This is a genomic window from Microbacterium radiodurans (assembly GCF_008710705.1).
Taxonomy (GTDB): domain Bacteria; phylum Actinomycetota; class Actinomycetes; order Actinomycetales; family Microbacteriaceae; genus Microbacterium; species Microbacterium radiodurans.
Genome location: NZ_VYRZ01000002.1, coordinates 499,302 through 522,329, shown reverse-complemented (window position 1 = coordinate 522,329; position 23,028 = coordinate 499,302). Strand labels below are relative to the sequence as shown.

General features: G+C 70.4%; 26 protein-coding genes, 1 tRNA gene and 1 other RNA gene. 20 read left to right on the top strand and 8 right to left on the bottom strand.

The window, feature by feature from the left end; all coding sequences use genetic code 11:
• Nucleotides 1–3: 3 nt before the first annotated feature.
• The 7 genes from F6B42_RS08340 to F6B42_RS08310 are packed head-to-tail and all read left to right on the top strand — an operon-like array spanning nucleotide 4 to nucleotide 4,421.
• Nucleotides 4–1,173: a CpaF family protein gene (locus F6B42_RS08340; protein WP_150419141.1), complete on the top strand. Its 1,170-nt coding sequence runs from the start codon at nucleotides 4–6 to the stop codon at nucleotides 1,171–1,173.
• The gene (locus F6B42_RS08335; RefSeq protein ID WP_150419140.1) at nucleotides 1,170–2,027 is read left to right on the top strand and encodes a type II secretion system F family protein; all 858 of its coding nucleotides are present in this window, start codon (nucleotides 1,170–1,172) and stop codon (nucleotides 2,025–2,027) included. Before F6B42_RS08340 ends, F6B42_RS08335 begins: the two co-directional genes overlap by 4 nt.
• Nucleotides 2,015–2,944, top strand: a complete 930-nt coding sequence (locus F6B42_RS08330) for a type II secretion system F family protein (protein ID WP_223878415.1) — start codon at nucleotides 2,015–2,017, stop codon at nucleotides 2,942–2,944. Before F6B42_RS08335 ends, F6B42_RS08330 begins: the two co-directional genes overlap by 13 nt.
• 39 nt (nucleotides 2,945–2,983) lie before the next feature.
• On the top strand, nucleotides 2,984–3,172 hold the full coding sequence (locus F6B42_RS08325; protein ID WP_223878414.1) for a hypothetical protein: 189 nt from the start codon (nucleotides 2,984–2,986) through the stop codon (nucleotides 3,170–3,172).
• Entirely contained in the window at nucleotides 3,156–3,563 is a 408-nt protein-coding gene (locus F6B42_RS08320) for a TadE/TadG family type IV pilus assembly protein (protein WP_150419139.1), read from the top strand. The genes F6B42_RS08325 and F6B42_RS08320 overlap by 17 nt, the downstream gene beginning before the upstream one ends.
• Entirely contained in the window at nucleotides 3,538–3,999 is a 462-nt protein-coding gene (locus F6B42_RS08315) for a TadE family protein (protein WP_150419138.1), read from the top strand. The genes F6B42_RS08320 and F6B42_RS08315 overlap by 26 nt, the downstream gene beginning before the upstream one ends.
• Entirely contained in the window at nucleotides 3,996–4,421 is a 426-nt protein-coding gene (locus F6B42_RS08310; RefSeq protein ID WP_317983635.1) for a pilus assembly protein TadG-related protein, read from the top strand. The genes F6B42_RS08315 and F6B42_RS08310 overlap by 4 nt, the downstream gene beginning before the upstream one ends.
• A 39-nt stretch (nucleotides 4,422–4,460) precedes the next feature.
• Here F6B42_RS08310 and F6B42_RS08305 read toward each other — a convergent pair whose 3' ends face one another.
• Nucleotides 4,461–5,303 (bottom strand): endo alpha-1,4 polygalactosaminidase, encoded by an 843-nt coding sequence (locus tag F6B42_RS08305; RefSeq protein ID WP_150419589.1) that lies wholly within the window; start codon nucleotides 5,301–5,303, stop codon nucleotides 4,461–4,463.
• The gene (locus F6B42_RS08300; RefSeq protein WP_150419588.1) at nucleotides 5,293–6,621 is read right to left on the bottom strand and encodes an MFS transporter; all 1,329 of its coding nucleotides are present in this window, start codon (nucleotides 6,619–6,621) and stop codon (nucleotides 5,293–5,295) included. The genes F6B42_RS08305 and F6B42_RS08300 overlap by 11 nt, the downstream gene beginning before the upstream one ends.
• A 25-nt stretch (nucleotides 6,622–6,646) precedes the next feature.
• Here F6B42_RS08300 and prfB point away from each other — a divergent pair, with 25 nt between their 5' ends.
• The 4 genes from prfB to smpB all read left to right on the top strand — a co-directional run bounded on the left by prfB (nucleotide 6,647) and on the right by smpB (nucleotide 10,287).
• Complete coding sequence (gene prfB, locus F6B42_RS08295) at nucleotides 6,647–7,759, top strand: peptide chain release factor 2 (protein ID WP_150419137.1); 1,113 nt, start codon at nucleotides 6,647–6,649, stop codon at nucleotides 7,757–7,759.
• Nucleotides 7,760–7,840: 81 nt separating this feature from the next.
• Nucleotides 7,841–8,815 carry a cell division ATP-binding protein FtsE gene (gene ftsE, locus F6B42_RS08290; protein WP_150419136.1) on the top strand — a complete coding sequence of 325 codons (975 nt, stop codon included), beginning with the start codon at nucleotides 7,841–7,843 and terminating at the stop codon, nucleotides 8,813–8,815.
• Nucleotides 8,812–9,726, top strand: coding sequence for a permease-like cell division protein FtsX (gene ftsX / locus F6B42_RS08285; protein WP_150419135.1), 915 nt, complete (start codon nucleotides 8,812–8,814; stop codon nucleotides 9,724–9,726). The genes ftsE and ftsX overlap by 4 nt, the downstream gene beginning before the upstream one ends.
• Nucleotides 9,727–9,810: 84 nt before the next feature.
• Nucleotides 9,811–10,287, top strand: a complete 477-nt coding sequence (smpB, locus tag F6B42_RS08280) for an SsrA-binding protein SmpB (protein WP_150419134.1) — start codon at nucleotides 9,811–9,813, stop codon at nucleotides 10,285–10,287.
• A gap of 25 nt (nucleotides 10,288–10,312) precedes the next feature.
• Here smpB and F6B42_RS08275 read toward each other — a convergent pair whose 3' ends face one another.
• Nucleotides 10,313–10,975, bottom strand: a complete 663-nt coding sequence (locus F6B42_RS08275; protein WP_150419133.1) for an SIMPL domain-containing protein — start codon at nucleotides 10,973–10,975, stop codon at nucleotides 10,313–10,315.
• Nucleotides 10,976–11,107: 132 nt separating this feature from the next.
• Here F6B42_RS08275 and ssrA point away from each other — a divergent pair.
• Nucleotides 11,108–11,477, top strand: a transfer-messenger RNA (tmRNA) gene (gene ssrA, locus F6B42_RS08270).
• A 68-nt stretch (nucleotides 11,478–11,545) separates the two neighbouring features.
• Here ssrA and F6B42_RS15145 read toward each other — a convergent pair.
• Genes F6B42_RS15145 through F6B42_RS08250 form a run of 4 tightly spaced genes read right to left on the bottom strand, consistent with a single transcriptional unit; the run spans nucleotide 11,546 to nucleotide 13,589 of the window.
• The gene (locus F6B42_RS15145) at nucleotides 11,546–11,995 is read right to left on the bottom strand and encodes a DUF3040 domain-containing protein (RefSeq protein ID WP_396652459.1); all 450 of its coding nucleotides are present in this window, start codon (nucleotides 11,993–11,995) and stop codon (nucleotides 11,546–11,548) included.
• The gene (locus F6B42_RS08260) at nucleotides 11,923–12,168 is read right to left on the bottom strand and encodes a nuclear transport factor 2 family protein (RefSeq protein ID WP_191089309.1); all 246 of its coding nucleotides are present in this window, start codon (nucleotides 12,166–12,168) and stop codon (nucleotides 11,923–11,925) included. The genes F6B42_RS15145 and F6B42_RS08260 overlap by 73 nt, the downstream gene beginning before the upstream one ends.
• 1 nt (nucleotide 12,169) lies before the next feature.
• Complete coding sequence (locus tag F6B42_RS08255; protein ID WP_150419130.1) at nucleotides 12,170–12,739, bottom strand: hypothetical protein; 570 nt, start codon at nucleotides 12,737–12,739, stop codon at nucleotides 12,170–12,172.
• Nucleotides 12,740–12,755: 16 nt separating this feature from the next.
• Nucleotides 12,756–13,589 (bottom strand): inositol monophosphatase family protein, encoded by an 834-nt coding sequence (locus tag F6B42_RS08250; RefSeq protein WP_150419129.1) that lies wholly within the window; start codon nucleotides 13,587–13,589, stop codon nucleotides 12,756–12,758.
• 94 nt (nucleotides 13,590–13,683) lie between these two features.
• On the opposite strand from F6B42_RS08250, the gene F6B42_RS08245 reads away from it, so the two are divergent.
• Both F6B42_RS08245 and F6B42_RS08240 read left to right on the top strand, forming a co-directional pair.
• Nucleotides 13,684–13,756, top strand: a tRNA-Lys gene (locus F6B42_RS08245).
• Nucleotides 13,757–13,970: 214 nt separating this feature from the next.
• Nucleotides 13,971–15,155 (top strand): acetyl-CoA C-acetyltransferase, encoded by a 1,185-nt coding sequence (locus tag F6B42_RS08240; protein WP_150419128.1) that lies wholly within the window; start codon nucleotides 13,971–13,973, stop codon nucleotides 15,153–15,155.
• 15 nt (nucleotides 15,156–15,170) lie between these two features.
• Here the strand turns inward: F6B42_RS08240 and F6B42_RS08235 are convergent, their stop codons facing one another.
• Nucleotides 15,171–15,425 (bottom strand): hypothetical protein, encoded by a 255-nt coding sequence (locus tag F6B42_RS08235; RefSeq protein ID WP_150419127.1) that lies wholly within the window; start codon nucleotides 15,423–15,425, stop codon nucleotides 15,171–15,173.
• 82 nt (nucleotides 15,426–15,507) lie between these two features.
• Between F6B42_RS08235 and F6B42_RS08230 the strand changes: the two genes are divergently transcribed.
• Genes F6B42_RS08230 through ilvC form a run of 6 tightly spaced genes read left to right on the top strand, consistent with a single transcriptional unit; the run spans nucleotide 15,508 to nucleotide 22,943 of the window.
• Nucleotides 15,508–16,968 carry an alpha,alpha-trehalose-phosphate synthase (UDP-forming) gene (locus F6B42_RS08230; RefSeq protein ID WP_150419126.1) on the top strand — a complete coding sequence of 487 codons (1,461 nt, stop codon included), beginning with the start codon at nucleotides 15,508–15,510 and terminating at the stop codon, nucleotides 16,966–16,968.
• The gene (gene otsB / locus F6B42_RS08225; protein ID WP_150419125.1) at nucleotides 16,965–17,747 is read left to right on the top strand and encodes a trehalose-phosphatase; all 783 of its coding nucleotides are present in this window, start codon (nucleotides 16,965–16,967) and stop codon (nucleotides 17,745–17,747) included. The genes F6B42_RS08230 and otsB overlap by 4 nt, the downstream gene beginning before the upstream one ends.
• Nucleotides 17,748–17,776: 29 nt before the next feature.
• Nucleotides 17,777–19,483 carry a dihydroxy-acid dehydratase gene (gene ilvD / locus F6B42_RS08220; protein ID WP_150419124.1) on the top strand — a complete coding sequence of 569 codons (1,707 nt, stop codon included), beginning with the start codon at nucleotides 17,777–17,779 and terminating at the stop codon, nucleotides 19,481–19,483.
• Nucleotides 19,484–19,529: 46 nt separating this feature from the next.
• On the top strand, nucleotides 19,530–21,332 hold the full coding sequence (locus tag F6B42_RS08215) for an acetolactate synthase large subunit (RefSeq protein ID WP_150419123.1): 1,803 nt from the start codon (nucleotides 19,530–19,532) through the stop codon (nucleotides 21,330–21,332).
• Between the two features lies 1 nt (nucleotide 21,333).
• On the top strand, nucleotides 21,334–21,843 hold the full coding sequence (gene ilvN / locus F6B42_RS08210; protein ID WP_150419122.1) for an acetolactate synthase small subunit: 510 nt from the start codon (nucleotides 21,334–21,336) through the stop codon (nucleotides 21,841–21,843).
• Entirely contained in the window at nucleotides 21,840–22,943 is a 1,104-nt protein-coding gene (ilvC, locus tag F6B42_RS08205) for a ketol-acid reductoisomerase (protein ID WP_396652465.1), read from the top strand. Before ilvN ends, ilvC begins: the two co-directional genes overlap by 4 nt.
• The last annotated feature ends 85 nt before the right edge of the window (nucleotides 22,944–23,028 follow it).

Below are 23,028 nucleotides of genomic sequence, written 5' to 3'. Positions count from 1 at the left end.
AGGATGCTGCGCGTGAGTTCCCCCATCCGAGACACCCCGGCGCGCGCGGCGTCGCAGACCCTCGTCGATCGCGTGCGTGATCGCCTCCGCGGCGAGGGGATCGATCCGGCGAGCGCGCCGGACATCGCGTCGCGGGTCGCGGCCTCGGAGGTGCGGCGCTACAACGACTTCGCCCTCGCGCGCGGGCATGCTCCCGTCGACGACGAGGCTGCCGCGGTCCGCGAGGTGCTGGCATCGGTGTCGGGGTATGGGCCGCTGCAGGCGCTGCTCGATGACCCCGGGGTCGAGGAGGTCTGGATCAACGCACCCGACCGCGTCTTCGTGGCTCGGGGCGGGCGCAGCGAGCGCGTCGCCCTGGTCCTCACCGAGGCGCAGGTGCGCGATCTGGTCGAGCGGATGCTGCACGCCACCGGGCGCCGGGTGGACCTGAGTCAGCCCTTCGTCGACGCGTCGCTGCCCGACGGCAGCCGGCTTCACGTCGCCATCCCCGACATCACGCGCCACTGGGCCGTCAACATCCGGAAGTTCCTGCGTGCGCATCGGACGCTCGACGACCTCGTCGTGCACGGATCGCTCGAGGGCGAGACGGCCTCGATGCTCCGACAGGCGGTCGCTGCGGGCCGGACGATCATCGTCTCGGGAGCCACCCATGCCGGCAAGACGACGATGCTGCGCGCCCTCGTCGCGGCGAGTCCGGCGTCGCATCGCATCATCACGGTCGAGGAGACGTTCGAACTCGCCGTCGACGTGCCCGACATCGTCGCACTGCAGGGGCGGCAGGCCGGACTCGAGGGGGCAGGGGAGGTCACGCTCCGCCGACTGGTCAAGGAGGCGCTGCGGATGCGGCCCGACCGCCTCGTCGTCGGCGAGGTGCGCGACGCGGAGGCGCTCGATCTCGTCCTCGCCCTCAACACGGGTGTGCCGGGCGCGGCGACGGTGCATGCCAACTCGGGCTCGGACGCGCTTCGCAAGCTCGCCGCGCTGCCGCTCCTGGCCGGGCGCAACATCGACGCCGGCTTCGTCCAGCGGGCGCTGGCCTCCTCGGTCGACCTCGTCGTGCACTGCGAGCTCGGCGTCGACGGTCGCCGCCGCGTCGCCGAGATCGTGTCGCCCGTCGGCACGGTGGACGATGACGAGGTCACGGTCCGCACCGTCTATCGGGGACGTCGGTGATCCTCGGGTGGGGCGGCCTGCTCGCCGCGGGCGTGCTGCTGACACTCTCGCCGTGGCTGTGGCCGCCGGCGCAGCGGGCACCGCGCGAACGCGCCCCGGGATGGACCGAGCGGACATGGCAGCTCGCGGGCTATGCGCACGCCCCGGTCGGCCGATTGGCCGTGCTCTGCGTGGGCGCGGCCGCCGTCGCCGCAGCCGTCGCCTGGACGCTGACCGCGTTGCCGGTCGTGGCTCTCGTCTCCGCTTTCGCCGGAGGCGTGGCGCCGGTCGCGTGGCTCCGCGACCGAGCGCGTCGCCTCCGTCGCGCTCGCCGCGCGCTCTGGCCGGACGTGTGCGACCTCCTCATCTCGGCGGTGCGAGCCGGCATGCCCCTGGCCGAGGCCATCGCGTCGCTCGCGCAAGCGGGCCCGCCCGCCCTCCGGTCCGCGTTCGCCGGCTTCGCGCGCGACATCGCCGTCTCGGGGCACTTCGACTCGAGCGCGCTCCGACTGAAGGCGATGCTGGCGGACCCGGTGGCCGATCGCATCATCGAATCACTGCGCATGGCGAGGCAGGTCGGCGGCACGGAGCTCGTTCCCGTGCTCCAAACGCTGTCGTCGTCGGTGCGAGCGGAAGTCGCGCTTCGCGCGGAGGTGGAGGCACGCCAGTCGTGGATCCGCGGCGCCGCCGTGCTCGGGCTCGTCGCGCCCTGGGTGATCCTCGCCCTGCTGGCCTCCCGGCCGGAGGGAGCACGCGCGTACGGGAGCGGCGAAGGGATCGTCCTCGTGGTGGGCGGCGCGGTGATCTCGGTCGTCGCCTACCGGCTCATGCTCCGGATAGCGCGGATCAGCGAGCCTCGGCGGTGGACGACGTGAGCGATACGGGCGAACTCGCGACGGCGGTGCTCCTCGGCACGACCCTCGCTGCCGGCATCCTGCTCGTGGGCACCCGTCTGCCGCGCTGGTCGGCTCCGAGCCTCGTGAGGCGTATCGCTCCCTATCTGCGAGACGTCGCCGATCCTCTCGGGCTCACCCCGCTCACCCCGCCGGTGGCACGCGGCATCGCGTCCCGACACGGCTGGTGGGGTCGCGCGATGAGCGCCGGCTCCGCATGGGGAGCCCTGGAGGTTCGGCTGCGGCGCGCCGGGTGGGACCTGTCGGCGCCGCGGTTCCGTGCTCGGCAGCTCGCGGGTGGCGTCGCCGGACTCGTTGCGGGGGGAGCGCTCGTCGTCGTCCTCGCGGTGGTCGGTCGATTCTGGTGGGGCAGCGCGGTGCTGCCTCTCCTGTGCGCGGCCGCCGGTGGCGCGGTTCTGCCGTGGCTGCTGCGCATCGCGGAGACCCGGCGCAGCCGGCTCATCCGCGAGGAGGTTCCCACGGTGCTGGAGTTCCTCGCCCTCTGTCTGTCGGCGGGGGAGGGTCTTCCCGAGTCGCTGCGGCGGGTGAGCGCGGTGGGTGCGGGCGAGCTCAATCGGCACCTGCGCGCGGTTCTGCTGGCCACGGGCACCGGATCGCCCCTGGCCGACGCGCTCACCGACATGGCGCGCTCGGTGGATGTGGCACCCGTGTCACGGGCCGTCGACCACCTGGTGGCGGCCATCGAACGGGGTGCACCACTCGCGCAGGTGCTGCAGGCGCAGGCCGTCGACGCTCGTGACGATGCGAAGCGGGTCCTCATCGAGCAGGCGGGACGGAAGGAGATCCTCATGCTTCTGCCGCTCGTCTTCCTAGTGCTGCCGCTGTCGGTGATCTTCGCGATCTTCCCCGGCATCGTCATGCTGCGGCTCGGGGTGTGAGAGATGTGCCCTTCGGGGCGAGGGAAGAAGGAGGAAGCGATGAGAACGATGATCCGCACGTTGCGGGATGCTGCCCAGGCACTGCGCGAGGACGAGACCGGGGACGTGCCGGGTTGGGTGCTGGTGACTCTGATGACCGCCGGGCTCGTGGTCGTCATCTGGGCGCTCGCCGGGCCCGCGCTGTCGGGCCTGTTCGAACAGGCGATCGGTCGTGTGTCGGGATTCTGAGGCGGCCGCGCTCGCCGCGGACGAGCGCGGTTCGGCGCCCGTCGAGTTCGTGCTCGTCTCGGCGCTGCTCACCGTGCTCACTCTGGGCGTGCTGCAGCTGGGGGTGGCTGTCTACGTCCGCGGCGTCGCTCTGGACGCGGCTGTCGACGGCGCCTTCCATGCGGCACTCGCCGACGTCCCGGATGCCGACGGCGCTGCCCGAGCCCGCGACATCCTGACGCGCACGGTGGGCGCGGGATTCGTCCAGCGGTCGGACACCCGCGTGGTGGTCGCGGGCGGGCGCCCCACCGTCGAAGTCAGGCTGACGGTGACCCTGCCCGTCGCGGGGCTCGTGGGGATACCGGGGGGATGGGAGGTGCGCGCTCATGCGCCGCTCGAGACCTTCGAGTGACCTGCGCGGTGACGACAGCGGATCCGCGGCCCTCGAGTTCATCGTCGCCGGATGCGTCCTGCTCGTCCCGCTGGTCTACCTCGTCGTCGCTCTGGGCGCCGTGCAGTCCCAGGCACTGGGCGTCCAGGCGCTGGCGCGACAGCTCGCCCGCGTCGTCGCCACGGCACCCGCCGACCGTGCGGGCGCCGCCCTCGTCGACGCGACCCGGGCGACGATCGCCGAGCAGTACGGACTGGGTGCCGCGGACCTCGACATCGAGGTGTCCTGCGCCGCACCCGGGGACTGTCCGCAGCCCGGAACGCTCGTGACGGTGACGGTCCGCTCCGCTGCGTCCCTCCCGCTCGTGCCGCCCGTTCTCGGTCTGGATTCGATCGCCGAGGTCCCCGTCGAGGCTCGCGCCGTCCAGCGCGTCTCCCGCCTGTGGGGAGCATCGTGATTCGCGCACCGCATCGGCTGCGCGACGACGAGGACGGGCGGATCCTCCTCCTGGCCATCGGGTACGCGCTCCTCGCGCTCGCCGTCGTCTTCGTAACCGCGAACGCGCTGACCCTCCACCTCGCTCAGCAGCGCGCCGAAACGGTCGCGGATGCCGCCGCGCTCGCCGCCGCGGATGGTTTCGACGTCGTCGTCGGCCCGGCGGGCGCGGACGCTCGCCTGGATGCGGCCGAGGTCGCACGCCTCGCGGCGGAGGTCGTCGCCGCGTCGCCCGACGCCTCGCTCGTCGCCGCGACCACGGCAGACGGCGTGTCGGCACGGGTCACCGTGGCGACCGTGTGGCAGCCGCCGATCGTGTCGATGTTCGTGCCGGACGGCGTGCGGCTCTCAGCGACCGCGACGACCCGCGTCGCGCTCCGGTGACGTGACGGCCCGCGCGATGGCCGCGCGCGGCGACGCAGGTCAGCACGTCTCGAAGACGTGATCCGGGTCGCCCGGTGTCGTGAGGTCGCGATCGCGCAGCACCACCGACCGGGGAGTGGCGGGGTCCGCGCACACCTCCGCCCAGTCGCGGGGGAGGTTGTCGGTGTACTCGATGTCGACGACCGCGTCGCCGTACACGTCCGTGTACGCGTCGCACTCCGCAAAGGCGGCGCATTCTTCGACCACCGCGAAATCGAACCCGGCCTCGTCGCGGAGTGTGCGTGCGTACTCGGCGGCGTTCTTCTGGCCGGCCGCGAGGCCGGCCCCGTGCGCGACCTCGACGTAGGCCGTCGCGAGCGCCAGATTGCCCGCGACGTCGAGCACGCCTTCCGAGCGCGTGAACGAGTCCAGGTTGTCGAACTCGACGGCGTCGAAGCCGTCGTCGGCGCAGCCGCGGATCCATTCGCCCACGATGTCGACGATCCGATCGCGCTTGTCCGCGCTCGAGGTGTCGAGCAGCACCTCGTCCGGCCAGTCGGGGTCGATGAGCGGTTCGCCGCCGACGGTGACGAGCAGGTCGGCATCCCAGAGGTCCCGTTCGCCCGGCTGCGTCTGGAAGCCGTTGACGTAGCAGATCGAGTACCGGCCCTCGGCGGGTGCGGCACCGCGATCGCGCCCGACGATCCCGACGCCGTCGTCCGGCTCGTAGGCGCCGCCCAGCTGATAGTCGGGCACCGCTCCGGCGGGCGGTGGTGCGACGCTCGCATCCCGCGGCGCAGCGCCGTCCGAGATCACCGGCGCACAGCTCGTCAGCAGCACCGCGACGCCCGCCGTGACGACGGCCGCGCGCGTCCTCCTCACGGTCGCCCCGCTACGCCGCATCATCAGGGGCGTCCGGGTGCGGCCCGCGAGCCGGCGGCCGCGACCCGCCGGCTCGTGGCACGAACCGCGGAACCCAGCGCACGAACCCGCCCGCGCCGACGAGTCCGAGGACGCCCATGACGGCCGCGGCGATCGGCAGCGACGCCACCGCCGTGATGCCCGAGATCACCAGCGGCGCCACCGCACCGCCCGCGTCGGTGAGGGTCCGCCACGACCCGAGGAACGGGGCCGGGTTCGCCGCCGGGGCGACATCGGCCCCGAGGGTCAGCAGGATGCCGCTGGAGAGGCCGTTGCCGACGCCGAGGACGGCGGCGAACAGCGCGAAGAACAGCTCGGGCTGTGCGCTCGCGGCGGTCAGGGCGAGTGCGATGAGGCCCGAGCTCATCAGGATCATCGCGGGCAGCGCCGCCCACAGTCGGCCGAACCGGTCCATCACCTGGCCGCTCGCGTAGAAGAGCGCGAAGTCGATGGCGCCCGAGACCCCCACGACGAGAGCGATCGTCGAGCCGTCGAGTCCGATCGCGACGCCCCACAGCGGGAGGAGCACCTGCCGGGTCGAGCGCAGCGCCGACAGCGACGCCGCGGCGACGCCGAGCCGCGCGAGCACGTCGCGGTTTCGCCAGGCCGTGCGGACGACGCCGGTGCCCGGCAGGCGTCGCGCCGGGACGGGCGCCGGCGCGACGGCATCCCCCTTCTCATTGCGGGCGATGGCCGGGGGAGCGGCGAGCCGCTTCTCGGGCTCGGGCCCGAACGCGACGAGCGCGATCATGGCGACGAGGCACACCCCGAAGAACCAGATCGTGGCGTGCTCGTCGCCGAAGACCCACAGCAGCAGTGCGGCGATGAACGGGCCGACGAACATGCCGAGACGGAAGCTCCCGCCCAGCAGCGACAGTGCACGTGCACGGAACGTCAGCGGCACGCGCGTCGTCATGAAGGCGTGCCGCGCGACGCCGAAGGCCGCCGCGCAGATGCCGATGACGAAGACGGATGCCGCGAACACCCCCAGAACTGGCGCGAAGGCCATGGCTGTCACGCCGCCGAGCGCGAGCACACCGGCGATGATCATCGTCGCCCGCTCGCCGATGCGCGCGACCGCCCACCCGGCCGGCAGGTTGCCGCACAGCTGGCCGACGACGAGGGCCGCGGCGACGAGCGCGGAGGTCGCGACGTCGGCACCCAGCTGCGAGGCGATCACCGGGATGAGCGGGACGACCGCGCCCTCGCCGAGCCCGAAGAGCGTCGTAGGACCGTAGATCATCGGCGCCAAGCGCCACAGAACCCGCCGGATCGGCTCGGATTCGTCGCTGGCTCCCATTGCTTCCACGTTACTCTGGAGTGTCATGCTCGAATTCGATATCTCCGCCGACATCCAGGCCTTGCGCTCCACGTTCGCCGACATCCAGGCCGTGGTCGACGTCGAGGCGCTCAAGGCCGAGATCGCGCGGCTGTCCGACGAGGCCGGCCAGCCCGACCTCTGGGACGATGTCGAGCGTGCTCAGAAGGTCACCAGCGCGCTCAGCCACCGCCAGGCCGAGCTCAAGCGCGTGAGCGACGTCGAGCGCCGCCTCGACGACCTCGACGTCCTCGTCGAGCTGGCCGTCGAGATGGACGACGACGAGTCCGCCGACGAGGCGCGCAAAGAACTCGCGCAGCTCGAGGACGTCATCGGTCAGCTCGAGGTGCAGACGCTGCTCGACGGCGAGTACGACGAGCGCTCCGCCGTCGTGACGATCCGCTCGGGTGCCGGCGGCGACGACGCCACCGACTTCGCCGACATGCTCCTGCGCATGTACCTGCGCTGGGCCGAGCGGCACAAGTACCCCGTCAAGGTGATGGACACCTCCTACGCCGAAGGTGCGGGCATCAAGTCCGCCACCTTCGAGGTCGATGCCCCCTACGCCTACGGCACGCTGTCGGTCGAGGCCGGCACCCACCGCCTCGCGCGCATCAGCCCGTTCGGCTCGGCCGACAAGCGCCAGACGAGCTTCGCCGCCGTCGAGGTCATCCCCGTCATGGAGGAGGCCGTCGAGGTCGAGGTGCCCGAGAACGACATCCGCGTCGACGTCTTCCGCTCGTCGGGTCCCGGCGGGCAGTCGGTCAACACGACGGACTCCGCCGTCCGCATCACCCACATCCCGTCGGGCATCGTCGTGTCGATGCAGAACGAGAAGTCGCAGATCCAGAACCGCGCCGCCGCCATGCGCGTTCTGCAGACCCGACTCATGCTCCTGCAGCGCGAGGAGGAGGCCGCGAAGAAGAAGGAGCTCGCCGGCACGATCACGGCGAGCTGGGGCGATCAGATGCGCTCCTACTTCCTCTACGGCCAGCAGCTCGTGAAGGATCTGCGCACCGGACACGAGGTCGGTAACCCCACCACGGTGTTCGACGGAGACCTCGACGGCTTCATCGCCGCCGGCATCCGGTGGCGCAAGCGCAAGGACGACGACGCCTGACCGAGTGCTGAGCAGTGGATGCCGCGGCGCGCGGGTGTCGCGTCCGGCTTCGGCGAACGGCCCGCTTAGGCTCATCGAGTCATGATCCGGTTCGAACACGTCAGCAAGCGGTATCGCGGCACCTCGAAGCCCGCGCTCAGCGACGTCGACTTCGAGATCCAGCGCGGCGAGTTCGTCTTCCTCGTCGGCGCCTCGGGCTCGGGGAAGTCGTCGTGTCTGCGGATGATCCTTCGCGAGGACACCGCATCGGAGGGGCGCGTCGTCGTGCTCGGTCGCGACCTGCGGGGTCTGTCCACCCGCAAGGTGCCGTACTTCCGCCGCCACATCGGATCGGTGTTCCAGGACTTCCGCCTGCTGCCGAACAAGACGGTCTTCCAGAACGTCGCCTTCACCCTGCAGGTGATCGGCTCCTCGCGCGCGTTCATCTCGCAGGCGGTGCCCGAGGCGCTCGCGCTCGTCGGTCTCGCGGGCAAGGAGAAGCGCTTCCCGCACGAGCTCTCCGGCGGTGAGCAGCAGCGCGTCGCGATCGCGCGCGCCATCGTCAACCGGCCCCAGGTGCTGCTCGCCGATGAGCCCACCGGAAACCTCGACCCCGCCACATCGGTGGACATCATGCAGCTGCTCGCGCGCATCAACGCCAACGGCACGACCGTGGTGATGGCCACGCACGAGGCCGGATTCGTCGATCAGATGCAGCGGCGCGTCATCGAACTGAGCGGCGGCGTCATGGTGCGCGACGAGGTGGGCGGCGGCTACGGCGACACGTCCGCGTTGCCGAGTCTCGCCCCCGAGCCCGCCCGCGGCGCGGCCGCCGTGGCGGCGCTCACGGCCGTGCTCGAGCTGCAGCGCGAGATCGCCGAGACTCCGCCGACGGCCCACGTGCCGGCCGAACCGCAGCCCGAGTCGCAGCCGGCGCCTGCCGCATCGACCGAGACGCGCGGCATCCCGATCGTCGCGCCACCGGTCGACCTCGCCGACCTCGGTCTGCCCGACGTCGCGAGCCGGCTCGGCCTCGACGAGCGCGAGGGCGGAGATGAAGTGGGGCCCACCTCGTGAGAGTCGGACTGATCCTCGGCGAGGCCCTCACCGGCCTCCGCCGCAACGCATCGATGGTGATCTCCGTCGTGCTCGTGACATTCGTGTCGCTGACGTTCGTCGGCGCGGCGATGCTCATGCAGATGCAGATCGGCAAGACGCAGGACTACTGGGTCGAGCGCGCGCAGGTCGCCGTCTTCATGTGCCGCGACGACTCGGGCGTGCCCACGTGCGCGAACGGGGCGGCGACGGACGAGCAGCTCGCCGAGGTCGCCTCGCGCCTGGAGGGACCCGCGTTGGCGAGCGTCGTGAGCGACGTCCGCTTCGAGAGCAGCCAGGAGGCGTACGACAACGTGCTGAGCCTCATGGGCTCGGACTACGCGGAGTTCATCTCGCCGGAGCAGTTGAACAACACCTATTGGGTGACGCTCGTCGATCCTTCGCAGAGCGACGTGGTATCTGAGGCCTTCGGCGGCATGGACGGGGTCGAGGAGGTCGCCGATCAGATGCAGTATCTCGATCCGCTGTTCTCCGCGCTCACGGTGGCCACCTACGTCGCCATCGGCATCGCGGGGCTCATGCTCATCGCGGCCGTGCTGCTGATCGCGACGACCATCCGGCTGTCGGCCTACGCGCGGCGACGGGAACTCGGCATCATGCGCCTCGTCGGGGCATCGAACAGGTTCATCCAGACGCCGTTCATCCTCGAGGGCGTCTTCGCCGCCCTCATCGGGTCCGCCCTCGCGAGCGGAGCGATCATCGCCCTCGTCCAGGTCGGCGTCGAGCAGTACCTCGCCAGCCAGATCGACTTCGTGACGACCTGGGTCGACATGTCGGATGTCGCGCTCGTCGTGCCCGCCGTCATCGCCATCGGCGTGCTGCTCGCCGCCGTGTCGGCCGGATTCGCCATCCGGCGTTGGCTCCGCACATGACGTCGCACCGTCGGTCGCATCGAACGCCCGGTCGCCCGTAGACTGTAGGGCTGCGCCGATTGCACCAGCGGAAGGGGGCGCGTGATGCCGAAGGAACAGGGTGAGAAGCTCGTCGCGAGCAACAAGCGCGCTCGCCACGACTACGCGATCGAGAAGACCTACGAGGCGGGACTCGTCCTCACGGGCACCGAGGTCAAGTCTCTGCGACAGGGCCGGGCGAACCTGACCGACGGATACGCGTACATCGACGGCGGGCAGGCCTTCCTCGACGCGGTGCACATCCCCGAGTACTCGCAGGGCCACTGGACCAACCACGCTGCGAAGCGCACGCGCAAGCTGCTGCTCCACAAGGAGGAGATCATCAAGCTCTCCCACGCGGTGAGCGCCGGCGGATACACCCTCGTCCCGCTTCGCCTGTACTTCTCCGACGGGCGAGCGAAGGTCGAGATCGCCGTCGCGAAGGGGAAGCGCGAGTTCGAGAAGCGCCAGACCATCCGTGAGCGCGAGGACAAGCGCGAAGCCGAGCGCGCCATGCGCACCCGCAACCGCCTGGGCGACTGACCGCGGGAGCTCCGCGGCCGTCGTCCTATTTCGCGGAGAACCGTCCCTCGACCGAGGCGGTGACGACGATGTCGTCGGGGCGCAGGTCGATCTGTCCGCCTCCCGCGTCGCCGAAGGCGGCGGCGCGCGCGAAGCGCATCTCCGGGGCACCGGGGGAGCCGGGGCCGCTCAGCAGGCCCGTATCGGCGATCTCGAGCGCCTCCACGCTCGTGCGGCCGAGCGCGGTCGCGTAGGCGGCCGCGCGGTCGACCGCGCGGCGCACCGCCGTGGTGGCGACGTCGCGCTCGAGGCGCGTGCGGGTGCCGGGGGTCAGCTGCCAGTCGACGTGGGAGATGCGGACGTCGTCGAGCCGCGCCGTTGCGGCCACCCAGGTCGACAGAGCGCCGACGTCGACGAACGTCGCGGTGAGAGGCACGGTCGCGTGATGCACGAGCTCGCGGCGCTGTCCCTGCCCGTCCCACGGGCGGTCGGACCAGACGGCCGTCGTGCCGGCGGTCCACGTCGACACGGAGCCGTCGCTGCTCGATCTCTCGAGCCCGTCGCGGACGGCGGCGAGAGTGTCGGTCGCGCGGGCCACGACACTGTCGCGGTCGTCGCCCTCGACGGCGACGGCGAGGTGGAGGACGGCGAGCTCCGGATGCTGGTGCGTCTCCGCGTCGCCGCGGACGGTGATGACGATCTCGGCCATGCTCCGACTCTAGAACGACGCTACCCGGGAATGGCGGGGCGCTCGCTCAGGTTGTAGGCTGTGAAGCTCGGGTGCGCGGCATCCGATCTGCAATTCAACAGAGCGACAGCGGCCCTTCGACAGAAGGCTCATGGGGATGATCGGTTTCGACATCGCCTGTGTGTCGGTGAGAAGCGGGCCGAGGATGCAGGGTCATCTCGTTAACGATCTCTGCAAAACCATAAGTGCCGAATCCAAGCGCACTGACTTCGCCCTCGCTGCGTAAGCGAGCCCGATAGTCCGTCAGACCGTGTGTGATCCCGCCACGGATCCTGGCGTCATCTAGGGATCTTGCTGTGTGACGGCGTTCGGACGTCACGCGGGACTCTTTCCGGACTGGGCCCGTCGACTTATGTGTCTGTACTGAAAGTCGGGGCCGAGCAGAACGCCTCTACAGACTGCGCCCGGAGAAGACGCCGTATCTCAGCGATGGACGGGGGTTCGATTCCCCCCATCTCCACCACTGCCGCTGTCGCGACACGCAGAAGCCCCCGACCTCGCGAGAGGTTCGGGGGCTTCTGTCATTGCGGGTCAGGTCTTGTTGCGGATCGAACGCATCAGCCACGCGATGACCGCGATGATCACGATCGCGATTCCGATGAAGAGGAGGAAGCGCAAGGCCTCGACGAGGGCGCCCGTGAACAGCAGCACGAGGCCGATGATGATGAGGATGATGGCGAGTACTGGCATGCACTCACTGTGGCGCGCGCGGGGGCGCCGCGGCATCCGCTTGACCTGAGGGTCGCGACGTTCTAGGGAGACCCGTCCGCGAAGCGCGTGCCCTGATGGAATCGAAGCGCCGGCTCCGGTCCTGACACGTCCCAGATGGAGCTGTGACGGCTCCCGCCCCGCGGCCCGGCCACGCGGTAGGTGGCGAGCACGATCGTCGGTGCCAGGTGCTCGAAGGTTCAGTCGTCCGTCTCGGGCGTCCGCCGCGCCGGCTCTTCGAGGAGCTCGATCAGCACGTCCGAGCGGGTCCACATTCGGCCGGAGCGGCCGATCTCGCGGAAGTCCGGATGCAGCAGGCTCCGCACCCGCCGTGCGTCGTGTCTCGTGTCGCTCGAGAGCAGGTCGATCTCGGCAGCGCGCACGACGGCGATGACATCCTGTGCGACCGCCGGCGTCGCGACGGTCGCCGTCTCCGCGATCGACACGTCAGCGTCGCTCGACGATGGCGAGATTCGCCTTCGTGTCGGCGACCTGCACGTAGCCCTCGCCGAAGTAGTAGGTGATGCCGTAGCCGGCCTCGTCCACCGTCAGCGCGAACGCGGGGTCCTCCGTGAGGAAGGCGCCGTCACCGTCGTCCTCGCGGATCCACCCGTCGCTCTCGAGGGCCTCCTGCGTCGACTCGGCCTCGGCGGCGGTGAGCGGCGCCCATCCGAACTGGAGGATGTTCCCGCCGGGCTCGGCGGGATTGGTCCAGGTGCACATCACGCCCGCCGAGATCTCCTCGTCGGCGAGCAGGAACGGCTCCTGCTCGTACTCCCAGCCCTGACCTTCGAGCTCGGTGAAGCTGGCCTCGCCGATGATGTTCTCGCACGTCGGGTCGGGCAGCGCCGGAGTCGACGCCGTGGCCTCCGGCGTGGCGACGGGGGACGACGGAACGGCCCCCGCTTCGGGCGGAATGGTCGCCTGCGGTTCGGGGCTGGAGCAGGCGGCGAGGGACAGAGCCGCAGCGGCCAGCAGCGAGGGCAGCGTGAGGCGCGATGCGCGGGACGCGGTCATGAGTGGGGGACTCCGGTCAGGGGGTTCGGGTGAGCAGCTCGAGGAACGTGTCGTGAAGCGCTCCGTTGGTGGCGAGCGACGATCGGGTCGACAGGGTCTCCGCCCCGTCGATGTCTGTGAAGCGGCCGCCGGCCTCGGTCACGATCGGCACGAGCGCGGCGATGTCGTACTCCTTGACCCCGAACTCGGCGACGAACTCGAGCCGGCCCTCGGCGAGCAGCGCGTAGGGCCAGGCATCGCCGTAGCCGCGGTCGCGCCAGACCCGGCGGGCGAGCGTCACGAGCTGATCGGAGCGGCCGACGGCATCCCATTGCTGGATGCTCTGGAAGCTGATGCTCGCTTGCGCCAGGTCGTCGACCCTCGAGACCGAGAGACGTCGGGGCGCGGTCTCGCCCGGGACGTTCGTCCACGCCCCGAGGCCCGATGCCGCCCACCAGCGGCGACCGATCGCCGGCTGGCTCGCCACGCCGACGCGCGGCACCCCCTCGACGGCGAGGGAGATGAGGGTCGTCCACATCGGGATGCCCTTGAGGTAGTTGGCCGTCCCGTCGATCGGATCGATGATCCACCGGCGGGCGGTGTCGCCGGAGGAGCCGAACTCCTCGCCGAACACGCCGTCCTCCGGGCGCTCCCGCTCGAGGAGGTCGCGGATCGCGCGCTCGGTGGCGAGGTCGGCCTCGGTCACGTGCGTGTGGTCGGCCTTCAGCTGGACGTCGAGGTCCGCGGCGTCGAAGCGCGCCATGCTGACGGCATCGGCGGCGTCCGCGAGACGGAGGGCGAGATCGAGGTCGGCGGAGAGATCGCCGTCGAACGGCGCGGGCACGGCGGAGGCGGCGTCGTTCGGGGTCACGAGTACAGGATACGACGCGCCCGGCGGCTCGATTGGCGAGCGGCGCGATGATTTGGTAACGTCATTCCTCGGTTCGCCTCGCGGTGAACAGCCCGCACCTCTAGCTCAATCGGCAGAGCAACTGACTCTTAATCAGTGGGTTCTCGGTTCGAGTCCGAGGGGGTGCACGGATAGCCCCGACAACTCTCGCCAGTTGTCGGGGCTTTCTTCTTGCCCGCGCGCACCCGGCGGTCAGAGCCCGACGGGTGCGGTCCGCCACCGCGAACCCGTCGCATCCTGCTCCCCGGGCCGCGTGACGACCGCAGGAGGCGACGAGTCCGCAGTCGGGATCCCGTCTCCGCAGCCGACTCGCGCATCGCGCCGCGGTCGTAGGCTGAGCCCATGACCGCTCCCGAAGTCGTGCTCGTCGCTGCCGCCCGCACACCGCAGGGCCGCCTGCAGGGCGCCCTGTCGAGCCTCACCGCGCCGCAGCTCGGTGGGCACGCGATCGCCGGCGCCCTCGCGTCGGCGAGCATCGACCCGAGCGAGGTCGACGCCGTCATCCTCGGCCAGGTGCTGCCGGCGGGGAACGGGCAGAACCCCGCCCGCCAGGCATCGCTCGCGGCCGGCATCGGCTGGGACGTCGCCGCGTCGAGCGTCAACAAGGTCTGCCTCTCCGGTCTCACCGCGATCATCGACGCGGCGCGCATGATCGCCGTCGGCGACGCCACCGTGGTCGTCGCGGGAGGCATGGAGTCGATGAGCCGTGCTCCGCACCTGCTGCCGAACTCGCGGGCGGGCTTCACCTACGGTTCGGTCGAGGTGCTCGACCACATGGCCCACGACGGACTCACGGACGCGTACGACCGCGAGAGCATGGGTGCGTCGACCGAACGCCTCAACCCGCGCTTCGAGATCACACGGGAACAGCAGGATGCCGTCGCCGCGCGCTCGCACCAGCGTGCCGAGGCCGCGCGAGCGGCCGGCCGCTTCGACGCCGAGATCGTCGCGGTCCCCGTGCCGCAGCGCCGGGGCGAGCCCGTCCTCGTCGACGCCGACGAGGGGATCCGTCCGGGCACGACGCCCGAGACCCTCGCCGGCCTCCGCGCCGCGTTCGCGAAAGGCGGCACGATCACCGCGGGCAATGCGTCGCCGATCTCGGACGGCGCCGCCGCCGTGGTACTGACGACCCGCGATCACGCCGCGGCGCGCGGCTGGACCGTCCTCGCCGCCCTCGGCGCGAACGGGCAGGTCGCCGGTCCCGACAACTCCCTGCACGAGCAGCCCGCGGCGGCGATCGAGCGCGCTCTGGCGAAGGCCGGACTGACGGCGGCGGATCTCGACATCGTCGAGATCAACGAAGCATTCGGCGCCGTGGTCGCGGCATCCGAGCGACGACTCGGAATAGACCCCGATCGCGTCAACCCCGACGGCGGCGGCATCGCTCTCGGCCATCCGATCGGGGCGTCCGGAGCACGCCTCGTCGTCCACCTCGCCCACGAGCTCGTGCGACGCGGCTCCGGGCGCGGCGTCGCCGCCCTGTGCGGCGGCGGCGGTCAGGGCGAAGCGCTGATCCTCAGCCGCTGACGACGGCGATGCGGGTCAGCGCTTGCGCTTGATGCGCTCGGCGAAGACCTCGTCGCGGTCCACGGGCGAGTCGCCCGCGATGAGCTTTCCGCGGGCACCGCGGTAGCTGTCGACGACGGAGCCGATGGCGAGGGCCAGTGTGATGCCCCAGCTGAGCCAGGCGAGGGCGGTGCGCCACGTGAACGGCTCATCGTTCTTCATCGAGCGGAGCAGCGTGATGCCGCCGGTGATGGCCGAGAGGAGGCCCGTGCCGAAGAGGTACTTGCGCATATCACAAACGTAGCTGGCCCCCGAGGGTGCCGGGGGCGCCGGGTAGTGTGGGACGACCGCCGATCGCAGCCTGGAGGCATGCATGAGCACCGCTGATTTCGTCGTCGTCGCCAATCGGCTTCCCGTCGACCGGAACACCGATGAGACGGCGGCGGAGGACTGGCGACGATCTCCGGGGGGTCTCGTCACGGCGCTCGAGCCCGTCATGCGACGGACCGAGGGCGCCTGGGTCGGCTGGCCCGGCCGCCCCGATCTCGAGGTCGACCCGTTCGACTTCGACGGCATGCACCTCGTCCCCGTCGCGCTGAGCGCCGCCGATGTCGAGGACTACTACGAGGGCTTCTCGAACGACACGATCTGGCCGCTCTACCACGACGTCATCGCCGCCCCGCGGTACCGACGCAACTGGTGGGAGGCCTATCAGCGCGTCAACAGGCGCTTCGCCGAGGCCGCCGCGGCCGTCGCCGCCGAGGGCGGCACGGTGTGGGTGCAGGACTATCAGCTGCAGCTCGTCCCGAAGCTGCTGCGGGACCTCCGGCCCGACCTCACGATCGGCTACTTCCATCACATCCCGTTCCCCGCCTACGGCCTCTACTCGCAGCTGCCGTGGCGCAAGCAGGTGCTCGAGGGACTCCTCGGCGCGGACGTCATCGGCTTCCAGCGCGTCGCGGATGCCGGCAACTTCGCGCGCGCTGTGCGGCGTCAACTGCGCTACGAGACCAAGGCCAGCGGCATCCGCGTTCCCACGGGGGACGGCGGGCACCGGAACGCCCTCGCGAAAGCGTTCCCCATCTCGATCTCGACCGACGACTACATCGAGCTCGCGCAGCGCCCCGACATCCAGGCGCGCGCAGCCGAGATCCGAGAGGACCTGGGAAACCCCCAGACCGTCCTCCTCGGCGTCGACCGCCTGGACTACACGAAGGGCATCCGTCACCGCCTGAAGGCCTTCGGCGAACTCATCCAGGACGGGCGGATCGCCGTCGAGGACGCGACGCTCGTGCAGGTCGCGAGTCCGAGCCGCGAGCGAGTCGAGTCTTACGTCCAGCTGCGCGACGAGATCGAACTGACGGTCGCGCGCATCAACGGCGACTACGACACGTGGGGGCACAGCGCGATCCGCTACCTCCATCAGGCTTTCCCGCGCGAAGAGATGGTGGCGCTCTTCCTGGCAGCCGACGTCATGCTCGTCACCGCGCTGCGGGACGGCATGAACCTCGTGGCCAAGGAGTACGTCGCGTCGCGTATCGACAACCGGGGTGTTCTCGTGCTGAGCGAGTTCGCCGGCGCGGCCGACGAGCTCGCGAGCGCCATCCGCATCAACCCGCACGACATCGACGGGCTCAAGGACGCGATCGTCCGAGCGGTCGAGATGCCCGCGGCCGAGCAGGGGAGGCGGATGCGGGCACTCCGCAAGCGCGTCCGCGAGCACGACGTCGACGACTGGTCGCGATCGTTCCTCGACGCCCTCGCCGCGGCGGGCCGTCGCGGCGGAACGTCAGGCGAGGTCGCCGACGCCGCGGCCGACGGGGATCGCTCATGAGCGCCGGCTCGCCCCGTGCGATCGACGAAGCGATCACGCGCGCATCGTCCGCGCGTCGGCTGCTCGTCGCCCTCGACTTCGACGGAACCCTGGCGCCGCTCGTCGACGAGCCGATGGAGGCGCGGATGCTGCCGGCCGCCCGCGACGCGCTGGCACGACTGTCGGCGGCACCCGACACCGAGGTCGCGCTCGTCTCGGGTCGCACCCTCGAGCACCTCGCGGAGATCTCCGAGCGCACGGCCGATTCGCGGATCCACCTCGCCGGCTCGCACGGCGCCGAGTTCTGGCATCCGGGGGAGAACGCGCCGGAGGACGCCGACGACGAGGCGGAGCTGCGGCACCGGCTCGCCGACCGGGCGGAGGAGATCGTCGGCGACGTCGACGGCGCGTGGATCGAGCGGAAGCGCTTCGGATTCGGTCTCCACACCCGCCTCAGCGACCGGGATGCGGCGGCCCGTGCCGCCGCGGCGGTCGACGAACTGGTCCGCACCGAGGCGCCGCATTGGCGGCGCCGGACCGGCCAGGACATCCTCGAGTTCGCCTCGCGTCATGAGGGCAAGGACTCCGCGGTCCGGCGCCTGCGCGAACGTCTCGGCAGCGACGTCGTGCTCTTCGCCGGCGACGATGTGACCGACGAGGACGCCCTCGCCTCGCTCCGCCCGGGAGACGTCGGCATCCGGGTCGGCGGGGGAGAGACGGTCGCGGATCATCGGGTTGCGGATGCCGCCGAGCTCGCGGTGCTGCTCGGGCGGCTCGCCGAGGCCCGCGCGGGCGAATGACGCCGACCCCGCGGGCATAGAATTCGAGAATGCCCGACAGCTCCGAGACCATCGACATCAAGCCCCGCAGTCGTGCCGTCACCGACGGCATCGAAGCCACGACCTCCCGAGGCATGCTGCGTGCCGTGGGCATGGGCGACGAGGACTGGGACAAGCCCCAGATCGGCATCGCGTCGAGCTGGAACGAGATCACCCCCTGCAATCTCAGCCTGGATCGCCTGGCGCAGGGCGCGAAGGAGGGCGTCCACTCCGGCGGCGGGTACCCGCTGCAGTTCGGCACGATCTCGGTGTCGGACGGCATCTCGATGGGACACGAGGGGATGCACTTCTCGCTCGTCTCGCGCGAGGTCATCGCCGACTCGGTCGAGGCCGTCATCATGGCCGAGCGCCTCGACGGCACCGTTCTGCTCGCGGGCTGCGACAAGTCGATCCCCGGCATGATGATGGCGAGCGCCCGTCTCGGCCTCTCGAGCGTCTTCCTCTACGCCGGATCGACGATGCCCGGCTGGGTCAAGCTCAGCGACGGCACCGAGAAGGACGTCACCATCATCGACTCCTTCGAGGGCGTCGGCGCCTGCCGCGCCGGCAAGATGAGCGAAGCCGACCTCAAGCGCATCGAGTGCGCGATCGTCCCGGGCGAGGGTGCGTGCGGCGGCATGTACACCGCGAACACCATGGCCTCGGTCGGCGAGGCCCTCGGCCTCAGTCTGCCGGGATCGGCCGCCCCGCCGTCGGCCGATCGCCGCCGCGACTACTACGCGCACCGCTCGGGCGAGGCTGTCGTCAATCTTCTGCGCCAGGGGATCACGACGAAGGACATTCTGACCAAGGAGGCGTTCGAGAACGCGATCGCGCTCGTGATGGCCCTGGGCGGCTCGACCAACGCGGTGCTGCACCTTCTGGCCATCGCCCGCGAGGCCGAGGTCGACCTCAGCCTCCACGACTTCAACCGGATCGGCGACAAGACGCCGCACGTCGCGGACATGAAGCCCTTCGGGCAGTACGTGATGAACGACGTCGACCGGCACGGCGGCATCCCGGTCGTGATGAAGGCGATGCTCGACGAGGGGCTGCTGCACGGCGACGCGCTGACGGTCACCGGCAAGACCCTCGCCGAGAACCTCCGCGACCTCGACCCCGAGCCTCTCGACGGCAAGGTGATCCATACCTTCGACAACCCGATCCACGCCAGCGGCGGCATCACGATCCTGCACGGCTCCCTCGCCCCCGAGGGTGCGGTCGTCAAGACCGCCGGCTTCGATGCCACGGTGTTCGAGGGCCCCGCGCGCGTGTTCGAGCGCGAGCGCGCCGCCATGGACGCCGTCGCGAACGGCGAGATCGAGCCGGGCTCGGTCATCGTCATCCGCTACGAGGGCCCGAAGGGCGGCCCCGGCATGCGCGAGATGCTGGCGATCACGGCTGCCATCAAGGGCGCGGGACTCGGAAAAGATGTACTACTCTTGACGGACGGACGATTCTCAGGCGGCACAACCGGCCTGTGCATCGGCCACATAGCACCCGAAGCGGTGGACGCAGGTCCCATCGCGTTCGTGCGCGATGGTGATCTGATACGGGTCGATATCGCGGCTCGCTCTCTCGACCTACTCGTCGACGACGCTGAGCTGAATGCCCGCCGTGACGGCTGGGCTCCGCTTCCCCCGCGCTATACCCGTGGCGTTCTGGCCAAGTACTCCAAGCTCGTGCGCTCCGCCGCGGAGGGCGCGACCACCGGCTGACTTCGGCTCCGACATCGAACCCTCTTCTTCAGCGAGGTCCATCACCATGTCCACCGACATCTCCGCGGCCGTTCCCCGGCCGCCCGCCCGCGCGCAGTCCGCTCCGGTGCTCACCGGCGCCGAAGCCGTCGTCCGTTCGCTCGACCTGCTCGGGGTGACCGACGTCTTCGGTCTGCCCGGCGGCGCCATCATGCCCGTCTACGACCCGCTCATGGACGACGAGGCGGTCCGCCACATCCTCGTCCGCCACGAGCAGGGCGCCGGACACGCGGCCGAAGGGTACGCCGCCGCGACCGGGCGCACCGGCGTCGCGATCGCGACCTCCGGACCCGGCGCGACGAATCTCGTCACCGCGATCGCCGACGCCTACATGGACTCCGTCCCGCTCGTGTGCATCACGGGACAGGTGTTCTCCACCCTGATGGGCACCGACGCGTTCCAGGAGGCCGACATCGTGGGCATCACGATGCCGATCACCAAGCACTCCTTCCTGGTAAAGACCGCCGAGGAGATCCCCGGTGCGATCGCCGCTGCGTTCGAGATCGCCGGCACCGGGCGTCCCGGTCCGGTGCTCGTCGACATCACGAAGGACGCGCAGCAGAATTCGGCCCCCTTCGTCTGGCCTCCCAAGGTCGATCTGCCCGGGTACCGGCCGGTGACGAAGGCCCACGGGAAGCAGATCCAGGCGGCGGCGCAGCTGCTCGCCGATGCCCGCAAGCCCGTGCTCTACGTCGGCGGCGGAGTCATCCGCGGCCAGGCGTCGGCGGAGCTGCTCGACCTCGCCGAAGCCACCGGTGCGCCCGTCGTCACGACCCTCATGGCGCGGGGTGCGTTCCCCGACTCGCACGCGCAGCACCTGGGCATGCCCGGCATGCACGGCACCGTGCCGGCGGTCCTCGCGCTCCAGGAGTCCGACCTCATCGTCGCGCTCGGTGCCCGCTTCGACGACCGCGTGACGGGCAAGGCGGCGCTCTTCGCGCCGCATGCCAAGGTGGTGCACGTCGACATCGACCCTGCGGAGATCTCGAAGATCCGGTACGCCGACGTCCCCATCGTGGGCGATGTGCGCGACGTCCTCGTCGACCTCGCGTCGGCATTCCGCGGCACCATCGGCGACGACGTGCCCGACACCGACGAATGGTGGGCCTACCTCGACGGTCTCCGCAGCGAGTTCCCGCTCGGGTATGCGCCGACGACCGACGGCCTTCTCTCGCCGCAGCACGTCATCCAGCGGATCGGCGAGCTCAGCGGCCCCGAGGCGGTGTACGCCTCGGGCGTCGGCCAGCACCAGATGTGGGCGGCGCAGTTCATCAAGTACGAACGCCCCAACTCCTGGCTCAACTCCGGCGGCGCCGGCACGATGGGATACGCCGTTCCCGCCGCGATGGGGGCGAAGGTCGCCGAGCCCGAGCGCGTCGTCTGGGCGATCGACGGCGACGGCTGCTTCCAGATGACCAATCAGGAGCTCGCAACCTGCGTCATCAACCAGATCCCGATCAAGGTCGCGATCATCAACAACTCCAGCCTCGGCATGGTGCGCCAGTGGCAGACACTGTTCTTCGACGGCCGCCACTCGAACACCGACCTGAACACCGGACACGGCACCGCCCGCATCCCCGACTTCGTCAAGCTCGGCGAGGCTTACGGCTGCCTGGCGATCCGCGTCGAGTCGGAGGATCAGATCGACGACGCGATCACGCTCGCCCTCGAGACGAACGACCGTCCGGTCGTCATCGACTTCGTGGTGAGCGCGGACGCGATGGTCTGGCCGATGGTCCCGCAGGGTGTCAGCAACAGCTATATCCAGTACGCCCGCGAGCACGCACCCGCATTCGACGAGGAGGCCTGAGATGTCGCGTCATGTGCTGAGCCTCCTGGTCGAGGACAAGCCGGGTCTGCTGACCCGGGTCGCGGGGCTGTTCGCCCGTCGCGGCTTCAACATCGAGTCCCTCGCCGTGGGGGTCACCGAGGTGCCGGGCCTGTCCCGCATCACGGTCGTCGTCGACGTCGAGGAGCTGCCCCTGGAGCAGGTCACCAAGCAGCTGAACAAGCTCGTCAACGTCATCAAGATCGTCGAGCTCGACTTCGCCTCCTCGGTGCAGCGCGAGCACATGCTCATCAAGGTCCGCGCCGACAACCAGACCCGCTCGAACGTCATCGAGGTCGTGAACCTGTTCCGCGCCTCGATCGTGGATTACGCCCCCGACGCGCTCGTGGTCGAGGTGACCGGCGACCGCGGCAAGATCGACGCGATCCTGCGCGCGTTCGAGCCGTTCGGCATCAAGGAGCTCGCCCAGTCGGGCCTGCTCGCCGTCGGTCGCGGGGGCAAGAGCATCACCGAACGCGTTCTGCGCGGCTGACCACACATTCGCGAGCGTTTCGACGCGCTTCGCTCGCTCACCGACCGGAAACGAATCAAGGAGAAACACACACCATGGCCGAGATCTTCTACGACGCCGACGCCGACCTGTCCATCATCCAGGGCAAGAAGGTCGCGATCGTCGGCTACGGCTCGCAGGGTCACGCCCACGCGCAGAACCTCCGCGACTCCGGTGTCGAGGTCGTCATCGCTCTGAAGGACGGCTCGAAGTCGGCCGCCAAGGCGCAGGACGAGGGCTTCGGGGTCAAGAGCGTCGCGGATGCCGCCGAGTGGGCCGACCTCATCATGATCCTCGCGCCCGATCAGCACCAGCGCTCGATCTTCGCCGACTCCATCAAGGACAAGCTCACCGCGGGCAAGACCCTCGCCTTCGCGCACGGCTTCAACATCCGCTTCGGCTACATCGACGCTCCCGAGGGCGTCGACGTCGTCCTCATCGCACCGAAGGCTCCCGGCCACACGGTGCGTCGCGAGTTCGTCGCCGGTCGCGGCATCCCCGACATCATCGCCGTCGAGCGCGACGCCTCGGGCAACGCCTGGGCGACCGCGCTGTCGTACGCCAAGGCCATCGGCGGTACCCGCGCCGGCGTCATCAAGACCACCTTCACCGAGGAGACCGAGACCGACCTCTTCGGCGAGCAGGCGGTGCTCTGCGGCGGTGTCTCGCAGCTCGTGCAGTACGGCTTCGAGACCCTCACCGAGGCGGGCTACCAGCCGCAGATCGCCTACTTCGAGGTCCTTCACGAGCTGAAGCTCATCGTCGACCTCATGTGGGAGGGCGGCATCGCCAAGCAGCGCTGGTCGGTGTCCGACACCGCCGAGTACGGCGACTACGTGTCGGGCCCGCGCGTCATCGACCCGCGCGTCAAGGAGAACATGCAGGCCGTCCTCGCCGACATCCAGAACGGCGCGTTCGCGAAGCGCTTCATCGACGATCAGGACAACGGCGCCGTCGAATTCCAGGAGCTCCGCGAGAAGGCGGCTTCGCACCCGATCGAGTCGGTCGGCAAGGAGCTCCGGTCGCTCTTCGCGTGGAAGCAGCAGGACTCCGACTACACCGAGGGCAGCGCGGCGCGCTGATCTTCTGATCGTCCTGCGCGCGAGTATCGCGCGTTCTGACCGCCGGCGACATCCCGCCGGCTCGGCGTCATGCCACGGAGGCCCG